Source organism: Spirosoma koreense, from assembly GCF_054777875.1.
The window spans coordinates 1,558,665-1,579,729 of record NZ_BAAHAC010000022.1 but is presented as its reverse complement, the minus strand read 5'-3'; the positions used below and the strand labels follow the sequence as shown (position 1 = coordinate 1,579,729).

The window sequence follows — 21,065 nt, the reverse complement described above, 5'->3', positions numbered from 1 at the left end:
TACTCGACCGACTCATTTATAGGCCTTAGTTCCTACAAGACCGCTATTCGGCATGTGTGGCAAACTCGGCTAAAAGAGCCAGCACCTGCCTGACATTCTCAACCCGGTAGTGCGCCTGGGTAGCCAGCGACCCAACTTTGATGGTATAGGGGGTTCTGTCGGCCAGAGCGACAAACATGTCTTCGTCCGTCTGATCGTCGCCAATCGCTACCACAAACGCATCCGGCTGGTCCGTTGCCCACTGGCTGGCTACTTTTCCTTTGCTCGTCTCCTGGCTTTTTACCTCAACCACTTTCTGACCGTCCAGTACCCGCAGTTCTCTGGGCAGCAGATGGTCCAGCAGGTCGATCAGCTCGCGGGACCGCTCGAACCCCATGCGCTCGCCGACTCCGCGGTAATGCCAGGCCAGCGAAGCTTCTTTCTCTTCGATAAACGAACCGGTGCATCGGCTGACAAAATCCGACAGAATTGGGCGTAGCATCGCTTTCCAGGGTTGGTTGTCGGCCCCATGCCGCGTCCAGACGCCATCCCGCCGGCCCGACGCGCCGTGCTCTGCGACGAGATCGATGGGCAGTTGCCCAAGCCATTTCTCCAGGGTTGGCTCAGGTCGCCCACTGATCACCACGATTTTATTTTTGGGATTGGCCGCCAGCTGGCTCAACTGATCGAGCACTTCGGCTGGGGGGCTGGCCTCCTCCGGGTCGGCCGTAAAGTCAACCAGGGTGCCATCGTAATCCAGCAGAAAAAGCCGCGAGCTGGCTTTTGCGTACTGCTCCAGCATTGCTTGTCGATCGGTTTCATTCAGGCTAGCTCCCTGCCCCGCCGACGCCTGAATCTGCCCCGTCAACTGGTCGATAAAGTCATGGGCCCACTGCCGGACGTCGTAACTGGCTATGCGCTGCTGCATGATCGCCATACGTTCCCGCTGTTCGTCGGGGTCCATCGTCAGGGCGTTCAGCAATTGCCCGGCCACCTCATATTCGTCGAGTGGGTTGACCAGCAGGGCTTCGCCCAGCTCGTTGGCCGCCCCCGTCAGCTCACTCAGCACCAGAACTCCCTGCTGATCCTGCCGGGACGCAATGAACTCCTTGGCAACCAGGTTCATGCCGTCGCGGACAGGGGTTATCAGGGCCACATCGCAGGCCGAATAGAGAGCCGATAGCTGCTGAGAGCTTATATCCGAGTACCGGTAAACAATGGGCAGCCAGGTCAGCGTACCGAACAACCCGTTGATTCGCCCTACGGCCTGCTCAATCATTTGCTTCCGCTCGCCGTAGGTCTGAATCTGGTCGCGGGAGGGTACCACTACCAGAATAAAAACCAGTTTTTCGATCCACTCCGGATTTTGCCGAAGCAGGACCTCCAGCGCATCCAGTCGTTGCATCACGCCCTTTGTGTAATCCAGGCGATCGACGGAGAAAATGATTTTGTACGGATACGATCGCTTTAACTCCTGCCGTTCCTGCACCACCTCTTCCTGCTCAAAAGCGGCATGAAACAAATTGTAGTTGATACCAATGGGAAAGGCTCCGGTTTTTACACTCGTCTGATCGGTCGCTATGACGCCCAGGCGATGCGACAACCCCAGGCTCACCTTCACCGACTCCAGAAAATGGACCTGATAGTCGGTGGTATGAAACCCCACCAGGTCAGCTCCCAGCAAGCCTTTCAGTAAATACGTACGGCAGGCACCAGGCAGCAGGCGCAGGAGTTCGTAGGACGGGAACGGGATATGCAGAAAGAAGCCGATGGTCGCCGAGGGCTGTTGCTGACGAATCAGTTCGGGCAGGGGAAGAAAGTGATAATCATGCACCCAGACCAGATCGTTGGGCTGCAACAGTTCCGCAACGGTATCGCAAACAGTCTGATTGGCAGTCTGGTAGGCCGTCAGGTACTCCTGGTGGTAGTCGACGTACGTGGGAAAATAATGAAAAAGCGGCCAGAGCACCGAGTTGGCAAACCCATTGTAGAACCCCTTGTTGGTGGCTTTGTCCAGAAACACCGGGACATACTCGAAATCGTCATTGACCAGGTGTTTGTGCTTCTTCCAGTGCGCTGGCGAGAAGTCGGCGCATCCAACCCAGACGGGTTTGGGGGCCGAATCCGGAAAATCCAGCGATTTGACGGCCGTTACCAGCCCGCCCGCCGAGGGTTTGACGGTTGTGACCCGATTTTCGGTTTTAAAGGAAAACGGTAGCCGGTACGAAATAATGACTAAACGATTGTCTTGCATACTATAGGGAATTCGCACCGAAGACTTGGTCGGCTATGATTGCCTGACCGTTCGGCGCGGTATAGGTAAACCCTTTTCCCGGGCAAGTGAAACAAAGGGCGGGACAATTGACGCAAAAAGTGAATGAACGGCCTGTATTAGTGCGGTCGCCTGGTTTCCGGGCAAGCGTAGTTCAGCCATCCTTAGGCCAGTACCTTACTAATGACGGTATCGGCAACTTCACGTCCATGCTCAGGTTTTACGGATAATGTACGTTTAAACCAGCAGAACCAGTTATGGAAAATCAGCAGCCACAGGAAACGACCCTGGATCAAACCGATTTCGATTCAACCGATTTCGACTCGGCTACGACCAACGACGAAGCGGCCGCCATTGAGTCTGGAGTCGATGTAGAGGGCGACGACTAAGCACCCGACAGGCTGGTCATCGCCTGCGCGCTTTTGCCAGATTTGGGTAGGCAGCCAACGAAAATCACCGGATTGCAGCTAAAAAAGCCCGCAGTCCGGTGATTTTATTCCCGCGATGGTAGCCTACTCGGCCGTGGTCGGATCGATGATGGTGGACACCTTACTGACCGAGTTAGCCGGGAAACCACCCTGCCGGGCGTGTTCGCGAATCATATCCTCATTGGGCGCATTATACACACAGTAAATCTTGTCGCCCGTTACGTAGCTCTGAACCCACTGAATCTGCGGGCCCATGTTGTTCAGCACCCCACAGGAGGTCTGCGAAATCGCTTTCAGTTCATCGGCACTCAGGGAGCCGGCACCGGGAATCTCCCGTTCAATGACATATTTTGGCATGGTCGTTGTTTTTACATTCCTACTCGTCTGGCTTTTCGGTTACGCCCCGTTTTTGGCGTGGTCGCTGGTCTCCACGTTTATCCTGCTGATTGACGTGCCGCGAAAACGATTCTGAGCACGTATTCATCCGGCTATCCGGAAATCGATAATCTGGATCAATCTCGTTAGTGGTCTGTCTACGGGGTTCCGGTAGCGGCATTCCGTAGACTTTACTGAGCCGGGAGTGTTCTTCCGACAGGTTGACATCGACGGTAACCGGGATGTCGTCCGTTAGCACAACCGATACGTTGTCCACGTCGAAGCGGTCAAAACCGAAACGAAGCGTGTATGAACCCGGCGCTAGCTGAACCCGATAAGCCCCTGTGGAGTCGGTCGTTGTATCGGTTTCGGTATTCAGAACCACGACCGGTACGCCAGCGATACCCGCCCCCGTATTGTCGGTAATACGGCCCTGAATGCTTTGCCCGAAGGCCCCGCAGACTGACAGTACACAAAATACGGTCAGATTGAGTAGTTGATGATGACGAAATCGAATCATTTATTTAGTGGTGTATATGAATCGGGAACCACGCTCATGCACCGAGCGGCCCGATGCCTTACGGACAGAGATCTTCGGTAATATCTTCCCAGGTAATGTCGGATTGTGGACCGGTCAAATCGAGAAAGTCGAAGCGGAACGAGCGAAAATAAAGGACCGCGCAGAGTAGGGCGACCAGCGAAATAAGCAGGGTTTTCATCAATAGATGGTATCAAGTGTAAACGTAATGGGCAGTTGATCAGTCTGTCTGGCTATTTGAGTGGCCGAGATGGCAGACGGGGAAGTACCGTTGGGCGAAGGAATCGGCTCAGCGTGCTGAGCGGTGGCTATTCGGCAGATGACCGTTAAATAAGCCAGTCCTAAGATGGAAAACTTCATGAGGGATAGATAATTACCTTTAGGTTGTATATCAGAGAATTAACGGCACAAAGGTCGCTCGTCTCCAGACACCCGTAAATCCCCCGAATCCGTGATTTGGAGTCACTGAATTCAGTGATTTTGGGGCTGGAAGGCCACGCGAAGGAGTCGATGAGAAGGATTTTGCCGTTTGGTGAATACAATGAAACTGCGTCACTACGTACTGCTGCTCTGCTGGCCGGGAATCTGCCTTTCCCTGCGGGCTCAGAGCTATGATACACCACCTTTCGATTTTGACCGCCGGATGGATCGGCATTATGTCGATAGTCTGTTGCAGGCTACCCGCACGCGCCTGCGCCAGCTCGATCAGTTGCGCCCAACCCCACGGGTCGACACGGCCCGCCTGGAGTACCTGCATTTTCTGGCGTACGTGCATTACAGCGGCATGACCCACCGCGACAGCGCTCTGCTCATCACCAATCGCCTGATCCGACTGGCCGAGCGGAAAAAGAATATCAAATACCAGATTAAAGGGCTCCTCGAAAATGAGCGCTACTACCGGGATTTCAAAAACAACTATCCCCAGTCCATCAAACTGAATTATCAGTTGCTGGCCCTGGTCGATACGTCGCCCGAACAGTACGGCCTATACGTATGGCGGATTTACCGGAACCTGGGCAAGATCAGCAGCACGATCGGCGAGTACAACGACGCGGTATCATACCTGCAGAAAAGCATCCGCTGGTTCGAGAAGGACCCAAAAATCGAACGGCTGCACCTGGCCAGCCTGCACCAGTACCTGGCCGAAGCCTACAAAGGGCAGAAAGACCTGGAAAACGCCGAAACGCATTACCTGCTGGCGTGGGCACTGCTGAACCAGCACAAAGCATCGGTTTCGAACAAAGCGTATCTGCTCAACGACATCGGGCTGCTGTATACCACCCAGCATAAATTTGCGCAGGCGGTTCCGCTTCTGAAACAATCGGCCGCATACTGGGATCAGCTCAAAGCACCCCTCCCCCAGGCCGATGCCCTGGCCGATCTGTCCGAAGCGTACCTGGGTCTGGCTCAGTATACCGACGCCATTGCCAGCGCCAAAGAAGCGCTGGTTAAAAACCAGAAGGTGTATGCGCCGATGCTCACCGCCTATTCGGTCCTGATCAGAAGTTACGAGCATTTGGAAGACTGGAAAAATGCCTTTGCCTATCAGCGGCTTTACAACGCCAAAATGCGGGAACAGCAGCAATCCATCAATCAGGTAGAAAGCCTGCGCATCAAAGCCAAATACGACCGCGAACGGCTGGAAACCGCCTATCAGCACGAACAGCTCATTCAGAACCAGCGGTATCAGACCCTGGCCAAACAGGCGGAAATCGATCGTCTCAGCAGCACCTTCCGTACCAATGAACTGCTTCGGCGGGCGCAGACCAGTGCCCTGAAGCATCAGTTGGAAACCCAGCAACTGAAGGCCATTTCGGCCCAGAAGCAGGCAACCCAGCAGGCCACGATCAAGCAACTGAAGATCGATCAATTGCGGCTAGGACTGTCGGCTCAGAAAGGCCTGCGGAATCTGCTGCTCGTCGGCCTTATTATCATCAGCCTGCTGGGGTTGCTCCTGCTCTATTACAGCCTGCGCCTGCGACGGACCAACCGGGCGCTACAGGCCAAAAACCGGGAGATTGAAATGGCGCTGATCAAAGGGCAGACCATCGAGCGGAAGCGCGTGGCGACCGAGCTGCACGACCGGGTGAGCAGCCTGCTCGGCGCGACCAAAATGACCTTTCAGACCATCGATGCCGAAGGGCTGCCACCCCGCGATAAGCAGTTGTACGAAAACAGCCTCATCCTGCTGAACGACGCGGTGGCCCAGGTTCAGCAGGTCTCGCGCAACCTCATACCGGAACAGTTGCTTCAGCAGGAACTGGTGGTTTCGCTGAAAGGGCTGGTGAAAAAGCTCAACCTGGTGGGTAAAACCGCGTTTTCGCTCACAGATGAATCGGCGGGCCGACTGCCGCTGGCTCCGGATGTCAAATTTAACCTGTACGTGATCTGCCTCGAACTCTGCACAAATATTCTGCGGCACGCTCAGGCGCAACAGGCCCACCTGCGGCTGGTCAGGCATGACAACTGGCTGGCCATTCAGGTCATCGACGACGGCATCGGCAACGATCACCTACAGGAAGCGGGCATGGGCTTACACAACATTCGGGAGCGTGCCGAAGCCATCGGGGCTCAGTTCTGGATCGAGTCGAGCCGGAAAAATGGCACTACCGCCCGGCTGCTGCTGTCGTTCTAGCACTTCAGGGCGCCCCGACCCAGCGAATATTTCATCAGCCCCAGCGCCGTTGTAATGCCTAATTTCTGGTAGATCCGTTTGCGGTGGGTTTCTACGGTGTTGAAAGAAATGAACAGCCGCTCGGCAATCTGCGTGCTCGATAATTCTTCCAGGATCAGGCAGGCTACCTGAGCTTCGCGCTCGGTCAGTGGGCTGTCGGCAACGGTAGCTGGCGTCGATTCGCTGAGCGGAAAAACCCGGCTGTCGATGTACCGGCGGCCGACTGCAACGGCCTGGATCGCATCGAACAGCTCACTTTTGTCGGCGGTTTTGGTCACGTAGCCATCAGCACCAGCCTGTAGCGCCTGCCGGATCAGCACGGGGTCGTCGGAGCCCGACAGAACCAGCACCGCTACGTGTGGGTACCGGGCTTTCACCAGCACGATCAGGTCGGTTCCTGTCAATGTGGGCAGCATCAGGTCGGTAATCAGCACATCGACGGTCTGTCGGCCCGACTCGGCCTGCTCCAGTACATCCAGTAGCGAAAGCCGGTCGTTGGCCATACCGATTACCTGAAACCGGGTGGAGGTGGCCAGCAGGTTCGCCAGGCTCTCCAGTACAACCTGATGATCATCCAGTAAAACAAGATTATAAGGTATCATTGGGAAAACGAGAATAGTCAGTAGTGCTACCCGCCGGGCATTGCATTACCAGTGCCGTCGGCCCAGGGTTCAGGATGCCATCGACCTGATCCTGAATTGGCTTTCCGGCAGACGCCGACCGGGAACCTTGAAGATAGAAGGCCGCTCCACCTTTACAACTACCTTTTTTACCCAACGGTCAACCGTTCGCTCATTCGTCGGATGCTGGGTTGCGGCAGGCTGCCAGCCGATGTGTGTTTGCTGGCCTGACCGACTGGGCTGTAAGCTTAACCGAATCATAACATGTCGATAACCGACCGCAACGGTATTTTGCCGAACTAGCCGATTGAAAACGATTGGGCCGTTTATGCTAACGCACTGGATCAATGAACTGATGAATCTGATAGCCGGTAACAGCCGATACGTGCGTTATTCGCGCATCCGGCAACTGGCGTTTGTGGGTAGTCTGCTGCTGTTTGTCCTGCTAACCTGGCTGCTATTTTTCGGGTAACCGGCAACCAGCCAAGAGCCAGATGAGTGGTAATCTCTATATAACAATCTGAAAATTGGCTGCTAGCCTGGACAATCTCCACTGAGATAATCCCTGTTTATCAATCGTAATCATTCCAACGTTTACAGGTCGTCGTGGTTCATATGAACAAACAGACTGACCCCATGAGACCCTTACCGATTCTGCCCCTGCTTTTTATTTCGTTAACGAATTGCCATTCCGACGAAACGATCATGCCCGTCGATCTTTGGGGCTGCAACGACGCTACAACTATGTATACACGAGTGAAAGAGTTGAAGGCAGTAGAGACGATCGTTATCGCCAAGTCGTATACTACCTCTGCTGGCAATTTCACGATTTTTTACCTGGATCAGCCTGACGTATCGGGTCTCAATGTTCCTTGGGTAGCCTGTAATTTACCAGATGCCTACAAAAAAGATCGACTGGCAGTTCGTATCAACGGCTACACGCTGACCTATCCGGGAATGGAATCCGACAACAGTATTGGGAGCCCTATCGAGTTGACGCGAATCGAAGTCAGGTAGTAAAGCCGGTCAGGTTCAGCTTAGCGAAACAGTTTCCGTTTCACCTTCTGCCATAGGGAGGGCTTTCGAACGATCATCAGACCACCGCCCGTTATGTTCCGGGCTGGCGCCCACGTGGGCGCGTTGATCACCAGATCAGGCAGCGTAATCGAACTCATAAACGGGGAAACATCGAACGTAATCCGCTCATGGATACGACTCCGATTATGAATACGATTCAGAGCCGAGACAAAGACCGTCAGATCCGTCGCCCGCGTCAGTTTAGGGAAAGACACTGTAAACGCTCCTGCGCTATCCGTCTGTGTTTTAAAGCCACCAAGTGCTACGTCAGCACCGGACAAGGGCGTTATGTTTCCGACAGAATCTTGAAGCAGCGCTCGCCCGGTAATCGTCCACATCTTCTCCGGCCCACCGGCGGTCTCAACCGGAATTGGGGCTACGGAAATCCCGGCGCTCACCGGTGTCTGGCGTTGAGCCATCAGCTGCGGGTGGCGGGTAGGCCGACTGACCTGAGCACGGGCCGTTTGCCAGCCAAATAATCCCAGCGCAACCAGACTAAGCCAGTGCCGCCACACTGGCCCCGAACCAGGTTCAGACACGTAGAGCGGGCGATTGAGCTGTTCATTTCGCAACCGTCCACAGGTTGTTTCCGGATGTCGACTGAGCAGTCGTATGATTTCCGCATCGGAGAGGCCGGTGAAATCGACTACTGTTTTCTGGCAACTGGCGCAGAACCGACCGCGCTCAGTCGGTTGCATATCGGCCCAGCGTTCATGACAGGGCTGCGGAATCTGGATCGAAAAGCTTCCCATAACGGGCTGTAGTTACAACATCATACACAGACGAATATATAGAGAAATTTACATACAAGATATTTTATCTAAAGTATTGTATCACCGACCGGGACGGTCGGGCGAGAAGTTTCTGCTTAACACCCGACCGGGACGGTCGGTGATACAATACACCAAAGCCGGACGACGAATTTCGCCATCCGGCCTTGCTGTTGTGTTCTGAATAAACTCGTTTACGGTATCCTTAGAAGCTATACCGTGCGCCCAGCTGGAGCTGGTACGGATCGCCGGAAGGCGTAACCACACCTGCTGTGTTCACCCGGTACACAAACCGCTGATTGGTTTTGTCGAACGCTGCGACGGCTGGCGTAGTCGAGGTAGCCGGAATCCCGAGCGCATACAAGGCCTGCGTTCCCAGCGACTTGTTGACACCCCAGGATTTGTTGAGCAGGTTGGCAAAGTTGAACACATCTACCGACACATCGATGCTGTGGGTTTTATACAGCCGGAAGCGCTTGCTGGCCCGAATGTCGAAAACACCGTAGAAACCGTTGACACCCCCGTTTCGCTCGGCAATTTTCCCGGCGTACTCACTGATGTAATCCTTGATACTCTGGCTCGCGTCCGGATTGTCGAAGATCGCCTGTAAGCCGTTTTTCACGTTGGTCGGTACGTTCTCATTGGCCCGGTCGAAGATAAAGGCCAGGTCGTTGGTGCCCGATACGAAGTCGGCGTTGCTGTTCGCGCCCGACAACAGCGAATAGCGCGTGCCACCGATACCCGAATATCGAACCCCGATGCTGATGCCGTAGAAGGTGGGCAAGGTTCCGTAGAAGACCACCTTGTGGCGGAACTGGTTATCGGAAGCGGTCATTTTGCTCAAATTCCGCGGATCGTCCTTGACGGGCAGCGAGAGCGTAGCCGTATTGGCTACGTTACCGTTAAACGAGGTATTGTCGCGGGTGTCGTTCCAGGTGTAGCTAACCGAAAACTCACCGTCTCTGAAGTATTGGTACGTAGCGTCGGCCACCAGCGCAAACTGGTTCACTTTACCCTGGCTGTTCAGCTCCAGCACCCGACCCAGCTTCTGGCTGATGCGGCCCTGCAGCCAGTCGCCCGCGCCGTTGGTCGGCATCTTGTCCAGGGGAATATACACGCCCCGGTTATCTTCGTTGGCCAGGCGGAAGAACGGATCGGTCACCATGTTGCGGTCTACGTACATGTAGTTATGGCGACCCAGTGTGGCATAACCCGTAATACCCACTTTCAGCTTGTCGGTCAGGTAGCGGTTATACGACAGGTTGGCTTTGTACAGCACCGGCACCCGGGCATCGGACCCAGTCATGTTGATCGTCGGTAGCTGGAAAGCCGCCAGCGACGGGATGCTGTTGTAGTTCTGCCGGTAAGCGAGGAAATCAGGCGTCGGGATGTTCGGGGCGCGGACGTCGACCGTAGCCAGGTGTTTGCCATCGAACGTCAGGTTATTGATCAGGACGTAGTTGTTGATATCTGAAGCAAACACCCCGGCCCCGAATCGAACGAAATCGGTATGCCGCTCATTGACGTCCCAGGTCAGTTGCAACCGCGGCTGTACCACAAACGATTTCAGTTTATTGTCCGTCCGAAGTTTTAGCTCGTCATACACCAGCTGGTTCAGCGGAGCCGTCGGGTAGTGTGCATAATCGAGACGCAGCCCGGCAGTCATGTCTAATCCAAGCGCCAGCTTCGTGCTCATCTGCCCATAAATTCCCGCGTTCAGGATGTTACCCGTAACGCTCGGATCGGCTACCAGCGGTACTTCGCGGTAATACCGGTAAGGTTGCAGGGCCGCAAATTTCTCCAGCGCCGTCATTTTGGTGTCGGTATCGACTGTGTAATGGAAACGTCCGTTGACTTCGCTGCCGTAGAGCGAATGCGCGCGGGTGTACATCAGATCGATCCCGAAGGTGTACTGGGCCTTGTCGGTGTTGTAGTACAGGTTATCGACCAGTTGCAGCACATTGTTATCGAACCCTTCCTGCGCGAAGCGGTGACCGCCCATCTGAATATTCGTCGAGCGCGAGCTTCCGTTGATGGTCGAGGCCACGTTTTCGACGATCGCCCGGGGAATGTTGGCCGCGGGTAGTTGATCGCCGGGGGCACTTTTCTGGTAGGTGTACAGGTGCTGCACCTTCAGTTCGTTGGTTATCCGCGGATTGATCGACGTCCGCAGGGTCGCCAGCAGGCTGTTGTCGCGGTTGAAATCGTTGCCGTACGACTCGTAGATGTTGATGGAGGTATTGTCCTGCAAACCGAGCTTGTTGCGATCGTTGGTGTAATTGTCGCGAATGGTCAGCAGGTTGTTTTTGTTGATCTGCCAGTCGATCCGGGCAAAAGCCGCATCCGAACCGCGCACCTTGTCGAAAGTGCCGTATTGAGGTGAATTTGCCACGCCGTACTTGCTGCGGGCAATGCTGACGAACTGATCGAGGGTAGACCGGGTTACGTTGAACCGGTTTTCGTCGGCCGGCGACTGCACATCGGCAATGATCAGCGGGCGCGAATCCTGCTGGTGATCCCAGACCACAAAGTAGTGCAGCTTGTCTTTGATGATCGGTCCGCCAAGCGAGAACCCGTACTGATTCGTGGCAAACTTGTTCGTGCGGTTGTTGCCCCGAATGTCGTAAGGACTTGACAGCCAGTCGGCGCGGGTGTAATTGAACACGCTCCCGGTCAGTTTGTTAGTACCGGCTTTGGTCACGGCGCTGACGATACCACCCCCGCTACGGCCGTAGATGACGTCGTACTGATTCGTGATCACCTTGAACTCCCGGACGGCCTCGATGGAAATCGAGTACGGTGCCCCACTCCGGCTCGTGGTCGATCCGGCGGAGGTCGGGTTTTTGGCGTTCATCCCGTCGATCGTGTAGTTGGTCGATGAGCCCAGCTGACCGGAAATGTTCCCACCCCGGCTCAGGGGCGACAAATCCATCAGCGAGGTAAAATTCCGGCCGTTGACCGGCAGTGCCGCGATCGACTTGGCCGATATGGCCGTAGCTGCGCCCAGGTTCTCGGTTTTGTTTTTCAGCCCCGACGCCACCACCTGCACCACTTCGAGAGTCTGGTCGGTTTCCTGCATGGTCAGGTTGAGCCGGATGGCGTCGCCCTGGTTGAGCGCGTAGCCCGTGCGGGTCTGTTCGCCGTAGCCGATAAACGTGGCCCTAATGGTGTAGGGACCACCCAGCGGCAGTTCTTTGAACGAATAATCGCCCTGCGCATTGGTTACCGTTCCGGTAGTAAAACCGGTCGATTCGTTCCGAACCTGGACCGTAGCGCCGGGTAGTGGCGCTTTCTGACTGTCTAAAATAACCCCCGAAATCGAGGCCTGGGTGGTTTGCGCGCTGGCCGATTGGCCGCAGAAACAGACCAGCCAAAAGAGGACTAAGCTGGATAGTAAATGAATTTTCATTGATGAAAAAAAATGGAGATGCAATTCAGGTTGACTTGATAAGCGGAGGAGTGTGGATAGACGCGAAAGACGACTAGACAGTGAGTGACTTTTGTCCCGCAAAACTACCGGCACAGTATTACCTGAAGATTAACACTATGTTATGATTCTTTAACCCTTCTTTAATCTCGATCTTATTGTTGTTAATTTGCTCGTAAGGCTACGTATTCACCATCAGGCCTTTATAGCAACTAACTCTGTATCTGAGTTTTACGGTGAATTAATTCGCATTAGCAGACGATGAAATCCGGGATAGCCGCGTTAATAAATGCTTGATTTACAGGGCTGATTCGGGCCGGAACAGCGGCTCTTTATCCGACTTTCAGGTAGTAGATTCCTTATCCATGACACCTTACGAATGCGTTCAGGCAAAAAAGCTCAACCAGGCAATTGAACTTGCTCAGTCATTGGCGAACTGGCGAAAACGCACCGGCGTCGATTCATTTCCTGAAGAGGCCCTGCTTCAGGCACTTATCCAGCGGATCGAGCACACGAACGGACAATTTGACCGGCAGTTACGGCACTATCAGGCGCTCGCCGAACGGCGAAAACAATGCGTACTCGCCCCGGATGACTCAATCAGGCACACAACCAGCCGCTTGTGGGAAGCTATTGACCGACAGTTCGAGACTGGCACGGTGACCCATGATTTGCTACGGGTTCTCAGCCAGAAAATTCAGCGGTTCCCCCTCCCCGATTTTCCGGTTAGCCGCCGGAAACCCGTTCAGGGAAAGGATATTCATTTATACGAAGATTCCTATACGTTGCTGGGCCAGTATTTTAGCTGGTTGGTCGAACTGCTCCAGCTGGTCGATTTCAGGCCCGATCGCCCAACGTACTATCTGCATGAGCTGAGCAATCAGGCCAATGCCTACAATGAACTAACCCGGCAAGTGGGTCAAGAAGCCATAACGCTGCGAAATCTGGAACTGACCACGACGTATTTACATAAGCAACTAAATCAGACCGTGCGGGCCGCCCGCCGTTGTGTACTGACCACCAAACACGACGCCCGCCACCAATAGACCTTAAATAACTGAAATAGAGGACTTTGCTGAAGCCGTAACTACTTGTTCAACAGCACAAAAACTAACAAAAAGATAACATAAACATAACATTAGCCTTTTGTTTGTACCTTTTTTTTCGTAGTTCTTTGTAGATTTTTTTGCACCCAATATTTACCCATCTTACGAATGAAAGCGAAGAAAAAGGAGTTGGCTCATTCGATCGCCACAGCCGTTGAATCACAGCTTGGTAACTCGGTCGAAACGTCGAAGAAAGCGCAAAAAGCCATCGAAAAATCGGCGAAGAAACTAGCGGGCAAAGTACTTAAGCTCTTAAAGAAAGCAGACGGAAAGCATAAATCGGATGGACAATCCGATAAAAAAGCGAAAAAAGTGAAGAAACAGCCCAAGCCAGCCGTAAGCGAGGTGGCGTAGCAAGTACTCCTTATAAAGGCCTGTCTAAATTCTTCAGGACAAAAGCAGTGATTTTGTCATGCTGACGCAGGAAGCATCTTAAGGCGTCTTTACTCACTAAAAAGTATGCCTTAAGATGCTTCCTGCGTCAGCATGACAAAAAGAGTATAAAACAAAATTCAGCACAAATCGGGGAATTCGTTAGCGTAGCCAGCTAACGAATTCCCCGATTCATTTATGCCATTACGTCGGCTTATCGCAGTGGAGTAGGCAGGGTTACGAAATAAATTCGGTTTACATCGACCTTGCCCGTAGCGGGTAGAATTTTCGATGTAAACCCATTCATGCCGTTGTCGACCACTCCAAAATCATCGTCGTTGGAAATAGCCAACTGGTTGGTTCCGATCAGGGTGATCCCTTCGGCTTTATCGTGCGGATATACCGGTGAGATACCCGTCAGCAGGTCGAAAACCAGGGTTTTCGTTACGGGGACTACGCCAGCGGTTTGCAGCCCGGCTTTATCCTTCAATTGTTCGACTGTCAGGCCACCGTACAGCTTCCCGCCATCGCTGTTGGCCGGGTCCGAAATGTCGGTTGCACCCGCCAGATCGACTTTATACACCCGTTTGAACGTAGCTGGTTTCTTCGGATCTCCTCCGTAATCGCCATCCCGCTCCAGGGCCAGGAAGGTCGTGTTCGTAATGGCGGCAATTTCGCTGCAGCCGGTCAGGCTGGCGTTCTCCATCAAGTAAGCGTACTGTTTGGTCGCGCCGGTAGCAATGTCGAACGTTACGATGCGCAACACGGTCGAGCCCGTTATGGCGGCCGACGAGGGGTTATACATCGGCGACTGCATCAGGCCAACCAGGGTTTTGCCGTCGGGCGTAATGGTCAGCCCTTCCATACCCCGGTTCGGTCGCCGGCGGGCGAGTACTTTCGGCAACGTCCGTCCGCCGGTACCGGTGCCAAATGGGTTGATGCGTTCGATGGTTTTGCCCGTGGCATCGAAATGAACGATGTGGGGGCCGTATTCGTCGCTGATCCAGAAGGTTCCGTCCGAAGCCAGTACCAGTCCTTCCGAATCGAGTCCGTCGGGGTTCGGAGCAATCGGGTTCCCATTCAGGTCCAGCGCTGTTTCGCCGGTACTTCCCTGTCCGGACGGATTGGGTAATCCGTTCAGCAACTGACCGGCCGCATTTTTGAGCAGGATCGTCTGATCCAGTACCAGTTGATTGCCCACGACATGGAACTTACCGATCTGTGGGGTAAAATCGGCTTTCCCGAAAATAATGGAATTAGCTGCAGCGCCCGCAGCGTTGGGCCCCCGGTCGGTCAGCAGGTAAAAGATCGTCGGATCGTGCGGGTCGGCGGCAATGGCCGATCCAAATCCACCGTTGTAGATCACGGTTCCGTTCGGCGCGAGGGACAGCACCTTCGGATTGGCAGCTTCGGAGAAGGCAGGATACGAAAAAGACAGAATGGTGTGGTCGGCGCAGGCCGCTACCAGCAGACCACCCAGAAACACACAACCGGTGCTAACGACAGCGGGTATACGTTGAATTCGCATAGATAAACGATAGCCTTATTTTTCGCACAAAGCTAGCCTGCCTCATATTACCCAAATGTAATATCCTGACCCACACTGTTACCCGAAGATTACGTTTAGCGGCCGTTCGGGCAATTGGAGCTAATCACTACCAGCCAATGGCCGGGCGGATGTACCGTAAGGCATATACGTATTGACGACAGAGCCATCGTCGAACAGGTCGACCAGGGCGTAACCCGCAGGAGTATGGTGGTAGTTGCCGAACCACCAGGCCCCGCTCACCGCGCCGTTGCAGAAATAGCTGATGCCGTTGTAATCGACCCGATCCACCAGATGAATATGCCCGCTCAGGGCCGCTTTGATGTTCGGAAAGCGGTGAAACAGGTTCGTCAGCCGGACGGTATCGCTGTGCATCCAGCGGTCGGGCACCACCCAGTTGGCATTGGCAAACCGCTGTCCGTCGAAGAAAACGCAGGCCGCCAAGATTGGAACGTGCGAGATCACCAGAATGGGTAGCCCGGCCGGGGTGGCTTTCAGATCGGCTTCGAGCCAGTGAAACTGTTCCTCGTCGATGTGCGCCGTATACCAGCCGCCATCGGCTTTGGGCTGAACGCTGTCGAGCACGACGATGTGCCAGTTGTTCTGCGTCAGGCTGTAGTACCGGCGGGGCATTTGAAGCTCGTCCATCGCCCACTGCTGACCGTCCTGAAAAGCGGTCTGCGTTTCCTGACGGCACCAGATGTCGTGGTTACCGATGCAGCTCAGCACGGGCAGCGCATTTTCGCTCTTCATGACCTCCTGGTAGAGTTTCCACTGCCGCCGGACGCTGTCCTGACCACGCCCGTGCGCTTCCATGATCGAGTCACCCCCGTTGATGATCAGATCGACTTTGTCGCCCATTCCCTGCACGTGGTGGAGGCACTTTTCGAATCCTTTGGCCGCCCCAACCAGCGGCTGCATGTGAATATCGGTAACGTGGGCAATGCGGAGGACCCGTTTCCTGGTTGTCGGACTGGCGTGCGCGGCTGTCCATTGATTGGCCGAAAGGGCGGTAAGGCCCGCTCCCATTCGTCTGACTACATCCCGGCGATTCATGCGTCTATCGGTTTGCGCAAAGTAAACGTTCACGCGTGACTCGTCAGTTAAGCCAGGGTTATAGTTATGTTAGATCATAAACGGGCACATCGCATTTTCTTAACAGGCAAACCAGGAATAAATACGTTATTTGACCAATGACCTACTACCAGCAACGCGTTCTGGCGATTCGCGCCGAACTTTATTCCCAGACATGTGTGTGCGAACAAGTCGTGCAGGCTAAGCGCTTTATCGACCGTCATTTCGCCGACGCCATCTGTCTGGACGATGTAGCGGCTGCGGCTTTTCTGTCGAAATTCCACTTTCTCCGGACGTTCAAACGCTATTACGGACAGACTCCTTATCAATACCTGACGATGGTTCGGATTGCCCACGCCAAACAACTTCTGCAAACAGGCACCTCCGTGAACGATGTCTGCTTTCAGGTCGGCTTCGATAGCCTCAGTTCGTTTACGGGGCTTTTCAAGAAAATCACCGGTTCTACTCCGTCCAAGCACAAAGCCAGAAGCCTGTCTTCGTGTAGCTAACTCAATCGGTTTTTTTGAAGAAAAGCAATTTTCGAGAAGTATCTATAAAAACCCCTGCTGACTTTTGTATACGGAAACAATCGTCATGAAGCATGAAAATTAACGTCACAAGTTTGCTGGTGAATGATCAGGAGAAGGCGCTGAAATTTTACACGAACGTGCTGGGGTTTGTCAAAAAAATAGACATTCCCCTGGGCGACCACAAGTGGCTGACCGTCGTCTCGAACGAAGCGAAAGACGGAGTCGAGTTGCTGCTCGAACCGATCGCTTTTCCGCCCGCTCAAGTTTATCAGAAAGCGTTACATGAAGCGGGCATTCCGGCGGCTATGTTCAACGTAGATGACATCCGGCAGGAACACGAACGGCTCCTGAACCTGGGTGTAGTGTTCAGTATGCCACCCACCACAATGGGTCCTACCGTGCTGGCGGTATTCGACGATACCTGCGGCAACAACATTCAACTGGTTCAGGTATAACTGGTTAGCCATTACAGCTCCAGGATTTAGGCCGGTACTGTCTCAAACCCGGTCAGTACGACTTCACCGGATGATTTCTCGGTAAAGGCCAGAACTTGAACAGCCCGGCCGGTTCGGTATATGTACGTCAGTTTTTCGTCAGGCGAAACCAGCCACGCGAGCCGGACGCCGTTGGCTATCCATTTTTCCATCTTCGCTTTGACAGCGTCGAGGTTGTTGGAATCGCTGACCAGTTCCAGCACAAAATCGGGCGCCAGGTACGGAAACGAGTGCTTCTCTCTGGAGCTGAGGGCATCCCACCGATCCCGTCGAATCCAGGCCACATCGGGCGCTTTCATCGATTTATCCTGTAGGAAGAAACCGCCGTTCGAGTCGATTACTTTTCCGGCTTTTGTCCTGCGATTCCAGATGCCGATTTCTGTGTTCAACTCACTTCTGTTGCTACTTGTCAGCAGCCCATCGATTGACGGCTCGACATATAAAATACCGTTTTCATCGCGCTCAACCTCAGTTCAGGATTAGCCAGACAAAGTCGGATCAATTCCTCGTCCGAAAGACGATCAACCTGGGGTATGTGGAGGGGACGTTGCATGGGTTCGCTTAGTTTGAATGCATCGAAACACAGTAGGTGTTCATACGTACCGTAGCCACCCAATCTCCGGATGAGCAGCTTTATAGCGACCATACCACTGGCAGAGCGGGTACAGCGCCAGCACCAGTCCAAGCCAGACAACATACACCAGCCCCAGCGAAATACCCGCGCCTTCGGGTCGGCCAAAATTCAGCGGACCGCTGGGTATATCGGCCAGCGTGTATCCTTGCAGCAGGCTCATGGCAATCATCGACAGGTGGACCAGGTACCAGTGCAGGATGTAATAGAACATGGGCACTTTACCGTATACGGTCAGCCAGCGCGTAAAGACGTTATTGGCTCCGTCGGCCGCCGACAGAATCAGGAACATCAGCCCTAACATCAGCAAATCGTACTGAAGCGAAGGCGGATATTTGGTGACGTTGATAAACGACAGAACAGTAAACAAGCTGTCTTTCTGTGGGCTCCAGGGGACGGGATCGCCGTATACGTTTAGTAACCGAAGCAGTACAAACAGCAGCAACGACCCTAGGCTAACTCGTAACAGCAGCGATTTTCGCCGGTCGCGGGGTTGCTCCATCAGTTGGCCGCAGGCAAAGCCGAGCAGCATAATTCCCAGCCAGGGAATCAGTGGATACCCTACCAGCAACCCAAACGAAGACCCCAACGGAAAGAAATCGGTCCGGAACAGCAGCGACCAGCCCAGGCGAGCCCCCAGGTTCGGGAAAGTTGGCACCGCTTGCAGCAGATTATGCCCGCCGACGATAATCAACCCGATGATACCAACCCACTTGGGCGGCAATTTTGCCAGAAATGACAGCATGATCAGTCCGCCCCCAATGACAAAAATGACCTGCAGCATCAGCGAATGAAAGTGAATGTCGAACCAGAAGGCGAAATTGACAATCGTCAGTTCCAGCAAAATCAGCACCAGCCCCCGCTTCCGCAGAAACCGCCGGGCCGACACGTCGTTCCGCTTCCGAAGCGAGAGGTAGGCCGAGGTACCGGACAGAAACACGAAGGTGGGAGCGCACAGGTGGGTAATCCAGCGCGTCATGAAAATGGCGGGAGTAGTCGTGGCCAGATCCGCTGGATTCTGCGTCAGCGCGGGCGTATGCAGCAAATCGCGAACATGATCCAGCGCCATAATCACCATGACCAAACCACGGGTTATGTCGATGATCGTTATTCGGTTCATGCCTGCGTTGATTGAATTTTTATTTTTGACTATTTCTTATAGCGACACTTGGTATTATCCGCTTTCACGAAATACGATTTGTAATTCAGCGCTTTCGGGTCCATGCACCCTTTTAGGTCGAGTACTTCGACCTGCCGGAAATCGATGGCGTGGCTCTCGGCCTGAAGGGCAATGTAGCCTTCTTTCAGCGCCGTGTTGGCTTTGCCTTTCCAGAACGTAGCGGCTTCAGGACTGAAATGCCCAGCGCTCCAGTCGTGGTCCTGACTGACGAAGCCCCCGCCTACCTGCGGTTTTTCGTAGGTAAGAACGGTGTCGCCGTCGATTATGTGATGAATAATAGAATCGCCCAGCACAATAGCTTCGGCCGTCACCCAGCGGTCGCCATCGTACGTTTTCGAGTCGGAGTCCGTGCAGTGTTCGGGGTGAAGTTTACCGTCTATATACACCTGCGTACCGGGTGTGCAGAGGTTGCCCGTATGCCGAACGCCATCGCCCAGCCCGCCCAGCAGCTGCATCTCCAGCGAAACCGGAAAGGTTTGCGCAATAGACAGGCTTTTTGCCGATTGCGAATGTAGCATGATGCCGCTGTTGCGCACATTCCAGGCATCGCCACCGGCGGTTTGCTTGCCCAAAAACCGGTACGAAAACCGTACACGGTAGTACGAATAGGGCTTGTTGTAATATATATGCCCGTATTTCCCGTCGAAGGTTTTGTACTGATCGTACATCACCCGCATCATCCCATTCTCGACGCGGAAGGTATTTTTGTAGTTGTCATTGAGCGGTCGATCGGCAATTTTGATGTCCCATCCGCTCAGGTCTTTCCCGTTGAAGATGCTGACCCACTCCGGCTGGTCCGGACCTTTCTGGGCCATACTCATGGAAACGGTAAACAACAGGATAACCAGGGTGTGTAGTGTGTATTTCATAGAAAGATAGAGACGAACACAGAGCCCCAGAGATAGTTGCATTAATACGCTAAGTCTCTGTGTTCTCTGTGGCTCTGTGTTTAATTCATTTCAGTACTTCAACAGTGTTCAGTTCGGGGCCGCCACCGTGGTTGGCCGATCCGGCCACGATGTAAATCTGGCCCATATACACAACGGCCTGGGTACCGTGCCGACCCTGTTTCATCTTCGGGCCAGATGTCCAGCGGGCCGTTTTCGGATCCAGCGCTTCGGCTTCGTTATGCGCCAGCAGCTGCGTGGTTTCGCCCCCCATGATCCAGACTTTACCGCCCTGGGTCACGGCCGTGGCACCGGCCCGCTGCGTCGGAATGTTAGCGGACGCTGGCAAGGTCGACCAGCGACCCGTTTTAAAGTCATATACGTCGACTTCGGCAATCGTCGTTTCGAGCACTTTGTTGATCCGGGCGGTCGAATTGCGGCCACCGGCCAGGTACAGCTTATCGTCTACGACGGCCGCGCTGATGTGGTCGCGGGTGCGGGGCGCGTCGGTCAGGCGTTTCCAGGTATTGGTCTTCGGGTCGTACTCGTCCAGCCAGGCGACATGCCCGTCGTAATGCCCGTCGATGATCCCACAGGCCATGTAGATTTTGTTTTTATAAACCACCACTCCGGCCGACCCTCGTAGCCGCTCCTTCGGAATCTCGGGGCCCACGCGCCATTTACCCTGTTTCGGGCTGTAGATGTAAATATTCGGAATGGGCGTTTCGTGCGGATAAGCACCCTGGAAAGCGCCCATGACATACAGCTCGCCATCGTAAGTAATCGCCTGAAAGTGATTCATTTCGACGGGGGGCGTCGGTAGGGTTTGCCAGACCAGCGTTTTCAGATTCAACGCTTCCAGGGGTTTCATACCGCGTCCGCCCACGGCGTACAGACTGTCGCCGATGAGCGCAGCTGCGTTTTCGTGACGGGTCGAGCAGGTATTTTGTGTGGTAACAGGTTGCCAGCTCTGAGCCTGCACCGCCAGACCACTGCTCATCAGGCTTATCCAACAGAATAATCCTACACCATTCTTCATGTATATCGGTTGTTTTAAGGTCAAAACCAGCGCTAATACCGCGGCT

The 21,065-nt window shown here is 54.1% G+C and carries 22 protein-coding genes; 8 read left to right on the top strand and 14 right to left on the bottom strand.

The window, feature by feature from the left end:
* Positions 1-43: 43 nt before the first annotated feature.
* A complete protein-coding gene (locus tag ACYVC2_RS20000) occupies positions 44-2,233 on the bottom strand; it encodes a bifunctional alpha,alpha-trehalose-phosphate synthase (UDP-forming)/trehalose-phosphatase (protein ID WP_461104994.1) in 2,190 nt (729 codons plus the stop codon).
* A gap of 275 nt (positions 2,234-2,508) precedes the next feature.
* Between ACYVC2_RS20000 and ACYVC2_RS19995 the strand changes: the two genes are divergently transcribed.
* The gene (locus ACYVC2_RS19995) at positions 2,509-2,640 is read left to right on the top strand and encodes a hypothetical protein (RefSeq protein ID WP_461104992.1); all 132 of its coding nucleotides are present in this window, start codon (positions 2,509-2,511) and stop codon (positions 2,638-2,640) included.
* Positions 2,641-2,763: 123 nt separating this feature from the next.
* Here the strand turns inward: ACYVC2_RS19995 and ACYVC2_RS19990 are convergent, their stop codons facing one another.
* The 4 genes from ACYVC2_RS19990 to ACYVC2_RS19975 are packed head-to-tail and all read right to left on the bottom strand — an operon-like array spanning position 2,764 to position 3,952.
* Positions 2,764-3,036 carry a DUF4242 domain-containing protein gene (locus ACYVC2_RS19990; protein ID WP_461104990.1) on the bottom strand — a complete coding sequence of 91 codons (273 nt, stop codon included), beginning with the start codon at positions 3,034-3,036 and terminating at the stop codon, positions 2,764-2,766.
* A 19-nt stretch (positions 3,037-3,055) separates the two neighbouring features.
* Positions 3,056-3,574, bottom strand: a complete 519-nt coding sequence (locus tag ACYVC2_RS19985) for a carboxypeptidase-like regulatory domain-containing protein (RefSeq protein ID WP_461104988.1) — start codon at positions 3,572-3,574, stop codon at positions 3,056-3,058.
* Between the two features lie 58 nt (positions 3,575-3,632).
* Entirely contained in the window at positions 3,633-3,773 is a 141-nt protein-coding gene (locus ACYVC2_RS19980) for a hypothetical protein (RefSeq protein WP_461104986.1), read from the bottom strand.
* Entirely contained in the window at positions 3,773-3,952 is a 180-nt protein-coding gene (locus tag ACYVC2_RS19975) for a hypothetical protein (protein WP_461104984.1), read from the bottom strand. The genes ACYVC2_RS19980 and ACYVC2_RS19975 overlap by 1 nt, the downstream gene beginning before the upstream one ends.
* A 181-nt stretch (positions 3,953-4,133) precedes the next feature.
* Here ACYVC2_RS19975 and ACYVC2_RS19970 point away from each other — a divergent pair, with 181 nt between their 5' ends.
* Complete coding sequence (locus ACYVC2_RS19970; protein WP_461104982.1) at positions 4,134-6,227, top strand: tetratricopeptide repeat-containing sensor histidine kinase; 2,094 nt, start codon at positions 4,134-4,136, stop codon at positions 6,225-6,227.
* Here the strand turns inward: ACYVC2_RS19970 and ACYVC2_RS19965 are convergent.
* Complete coding sequence (locus ACYVC2_RS19965; RefSeq protein WP_461104980.1) at positions 6,224-6,868, bottom strand: response regulator; 645 nt, start codon at positions 6,866-6,868, stop codon at positions 6,224-6,226. The genes ACYVC2_RS19970 and ACYVC2_RS19965 overlap by 4 nt on opposite strands.
* Positions 6,869-7,214: 346 nt before the next feature.
* Here ACYVC2_RS19965 and ACYVC2_RS19960 point away from each other — a divergent pair, with 346 nt between their 5' ends.
* Positions 7,215-7,358, top strand: coding sequence for a hypothetical protein (locus tag ACYVC2_RS19960; protein ID WP_461104978.1), 144 nt, complete (start codon positions 7,215-7,217; stop codon positions 7,356-7,358).
* Positions 7,359-7,522: 164 nt separating this feature from the next.
* Positions 7,523-7,903, top strand: a complete 381-nt coding sequence (locus ACYVC2_RS19955) for a hypothetical protein (protein WP_461104976.1) — start codon at positions 7,523-7,525, stop codon at positions 7,901-7,903.
* A 20-nt stretch (positions 7,904-7,923) separates the two neighbouring features.
* Here ACYVC2_RS19955 and ACYVC2_RS19950 read toward each other — a convergent pair whose 3' ends face one another.
* Both ACYVC2_RS19950 and ACYVC2_RS19945 read right to left on the bottom strand, forming a co-directional pair.
* Positions 7,924-8,715, bottom strand: coding sequence for a hypothetical protein (locus ACYVC2_RS19950; RefSeq protein WP_461104974.1), 792 nt, complete (start codon positions 8,713-8,715; stop codon positions 7,924-7,926).
* Between the two features lie 223 nt (positions 8,716-8,938).
* Complete coding sequence (locus ACYVC2_RS19945) at positions 8,939-12,142, bottom strand: TonB-dependent receptor (RefSeq protein ID WP_461104972.1); 3,204 nt, start codon at positions 12,140-12,142, stop codon at positions 8,939-8,941.
* Between the two features lie 383 nt (positions 12,143-12,525).
* On the opposite strand from ACYVC2_RS19945, the gene ACYVC2_RS19940 reads away from it, so the two are divergent.
* Positions 12,526-13,206 (top strand): hypothetical protein, encoded by a 681-nt coding sequence (locus ACYVC2_RS19940; RefSeq protein ID WP_461104970.1) that lies wholly within the window; start codon positions 12,526-12,528, stop codon positions 13,204-13,206.
* Between the two features lie 168 nt (positions 13,207-13,374).
* Positions 13,375-13,620 (top strand): hypothetical protein, encoded by a 246-nt coding sequence (locus ACYVC2_RS19935; RefSeq protein ID WP_461104968.1) that lies wholly within the window; start codon positions 13,375-13,377, stop codon positions 13,618-13,620.
* A gap of 232 nt (positions 13,621-13,852) precedes the next feature.
* Here the strand turns inward: ACYVC2_RS19935 and ACYVC2_RS19930 are convergent, their stop codons facing one another.
* Together ACYVC2_RS19930 and ACYVC2_RS19925 are read right to left on the bottom strand one after the other, a co-directional pair.
* Entirely contained in the window at positions 13,853-15,166 is a 1,314-nt protein-coding gene (locus ACYVC2_RS19930; RefSeq protein ID WP_461104966.1) for an esterase-like activity of phytase family protein, read from the bottom strand.
* 120 nt (positions 15,167-15,286) lie between these two features.
* Positions 15,287-16,273 carry a metallophosphoesterase family protein gene (locus ACYVC2_RS19925; RefSeq protein WP_461104964.1) on the bottom strand — a complete coding sequence of 329 codons (987 nt, stop codon included), beginning with the start codon at positions 16,271-16,273 and terminating at the stop codon, positions 15,287-15,289.
* Positions 16,274-16,377: 104 nt separating this feature from the next.
* Between ACYVC2_RS19925 and ACYVC2_RS19920 the strand changes: the two genes are divergently transcribed.
* A complete protein-coding gene (locus ACYVC2_RS19920; protein ID WP_461104962.1) occupies positions 16,378-16,767 on the top strand; it encodes a helix-turn-helix domain-containing protein in 390 nt (129 codons plus the stop codon).
* 92 nt (positions 16,768-16,859) lie between these two features.
* Positions 16,860-17,243: a VOC family protein gene (locus ACYVC2_RS19915; protein WP_461104960.1), complete on the top strand. Its 384-nt coding sequence runs from the start codon at positions 16,860-16,862 to the stop codon at positions 17,241-17,243.
* Positions 17,244-17,269: 26 nt separating this feature from the next.
* On the opposite strand, the gene ACYVC2_RS19910 is transcribed toward ACYVC2_RS19915, so the two are convergent.
* The 4 genes from ACYVC2_RS19910 to ACYVC2_RS19895 all read right to left on the bottom strand — a co-directional run bounded on the left by ACYVC2_RS19910 (position 17,270) and on the right by ACYVC2_RS19895 (position 21,019).
* Complete coding sequence (locus ACYVC2_RS19910; RefSeq protein ID WP_461107198.1) at positions 17,270-17,695, bottom strand: Uma2 family endonuclease; 426 nt, start codon at positions 17,693-17,695, stop codon at positions 17,270-17,272.
* Positions 17,696-17,875: 180 nt separating this feature from the next.
* Entirely contained in the window at positions 17,876-19,033 is a 1,158-nt protein-coding gene (locus ACYVC2_RS19905) for a DUF1624 domain-containing protein (RefSeq protein ID WP_461104958.1), read from the bottom strand.
* 29 nt (positions 19,034-19,062) lie between these two features.
* The gene (locus ACYVC2_RS19900) at positions 19,063-19,962 is read right to left on the bottom strand and encodes a 3-keto-disaccharide hydrolase (RefSeq protein WP_461104956.1); all 900 of its coding nucleotides are present in this window, start codon (positions 19,960-19,962) and stop codon (positions 19,063-19,065) included.
* Between the two features lie 85 nt (positions 19,963-20,047).
* A complete protein-coding gene (locus tag ACYVC2_RS19895) occupies positions 20,048-21,019 on the bottom strand; it encodes a Kelch repeat-containing protein (RefSeq protein ID WP_461104954.1) in 972 nt (323 codons plus the stop codon).
* Positions 21,020-21,065: the final 46 nt, after the last annotated feature.